Raw genomic sequence first — 1815 nt, 5'->3', positions numbered from 1 at the left:
CGCCCCTCGAGTTCGAGCGGCAGCAGAAACTGAGGCACGAGGGCGTCTAAGAGACGCGGGGCTATTCAGTTGCGACCGTAGCGCCGGCCAACAAGCTTTCCCGGATTGCCTGCTCTGTTCTCGTTGGAGGACGAGAGTATGATGGACTGCCTGCCGCAGACTGACAGGGCGCACGCAGTCCCACACGAACGGCGTGCGCGGCGATATGAGGGATGGCGCTGGAACGATCTGCATCGATTGGTGGCTGACGAGGGAAACAGGCTCTTCGAAGCCGAGTTAGTAGAAAGCCACAATCGGCATGCGGATACCTATCAAGGCCCGGCGCCAGGCGCTCCGCAGAGAGGCCGGATACGTTGACGTAACAGTTCAGCGCAGACTGAATTCATGCTTGCACGCTCGGGGCGGACCATACATTTGCCCCGGGTAGCCTCGGTCAGAATGAGATTGTCCCGCGTCAGGTTGGACAACGCCTCCCTCAGCCGCTTCAGCTCTTCAGTTGAGCCTGACCTGTCACTGAACTTTCATCCAGCAGCGACCGGAGTCCGGTTGGTGTTTACGCCGGTTGGCGCGGATTGAGCAATCGCCCGACGCGCGGAGCTTTCATCTTGCGCAGCGGGGCGTACGATTGCGGTGGTCAGGGTTCGCGCGTAGTCGGCCGGGGTCTGATAATCCAAGGCCGAGTGCGGGCGTTCGGTGTTATAGTCAGCAACCCAGGCGGCGATCACAACCCGTGCATGGGCCAGGTTCCGGAACATGGTCTCGTCGAGCAGTTCATCGCGCAGCCCGCCATTGAAACTCTTAACGAAGCCGTTCTGCATCGGCTTGCCAGGCGCGATGTAGTGCCATTCGATCCGATGCTCGGAACACCACCGCAATATCGCGTTACTGGTCAGTTCCGTCCCATCATCGCTGACAATCATGCCGGGCTTTCCGCGGCGCTCGATCAGGGCCGTCAGTTCAGGCGCGACACGGCGCCCCGAGATTGAGGTGCCAGGGATCGCACCCAGGCATTCGCGGGTGACGTCGTCGACCACGTTGAGCACCCGGAAGCGCTGGCCGTTGGCTAACTGGTCGTGGACGAAATCCAGTGACCAGCGCGCATTGGGGCGCGCCTCGACCGGGATCGGGGCCCGTGTGCCGATCGCTTTGCGGCGGGCCTTTCGCTTGCGCACCGTCGGCCCTTCCTCGCGGTAGAGCCGATAGATCCGGTTGATCCCCGAGGGTTCACCCTCGCGGCGCAGCAGGACGAACAGGCGCCGGTAGCCGAACCGTCAGCGCTCGTTGGCCAAATCCCGCAACTGACCGCGCAGAACCGTGTCCGGGGCACGCCGAGAGCGATAGCGGATCATCGTACGATCTGCGCCGACGATGTGGCAAGCCCGCCGTTCCGACAGGCCATGTTCGGCCCGAAGATACGCAACGGCTTCACGCTTCACGGCGGGCCCTACCACTTTTTTGAAACCAGATCCTTCATCGCAGCCAGATCCAGCATTTGCTCGGCCAGCCTCCTGCGGGCTTACGCGGCCCCGCTGGGGCCACGGTCCCTTGGACCTACAGCTTGGCGTTCTCATCCTCGAGCGTCTTCAGCCGCTTGGCCTCCGACACCGTCATGACCCCGAACTTGGCCTTCCAGTTGTAGAAGGTGCCTTCTGACATGCCGTGCTTGCGACACAGGTCTGCGCACTTCGCGCCAGCCTCACGCTCGACCAGGATGCCGATGATCTGTTCGTTCGTAAATCTCGTTCGCTTCATTGTCCGTCCTCAGGTGGGGGCGGACTCTAATCGGCGGTGGAGGAAAATTCCCCAAGAAGGTCA

The 1815-nt window shown here is 62.0% G+C and carries 1 pseudogene; it reads right to left on the bottom strand.

The features are described from left to right. Nucleotides 1-521: 521 nt before the first annotated feature. Nucleotides 522-1752, bottom strand: a pseudogene (locus tag ACFQ4E_RS20475) (IS3 family transposase). Nucleotides 1753-1815: the final 63 nt, after the last annotated feature.

The organism is Litorisediminicola beolgyonensis (assembly GCF_042679605.1).
GTDB classification, from domain to species: domain Bacteria; phylum Pseudomonadota; class Alphaproteobacteria; order Rhodobacterales; family Rhodobacteraceae; genus Litorisediminicola; species Litorisediminicola beolgyonensis.
Note: the sequence above shows the minus strand (reverse complement) of the source record. Positions and strands in the feature narration are given on the sequence as shown.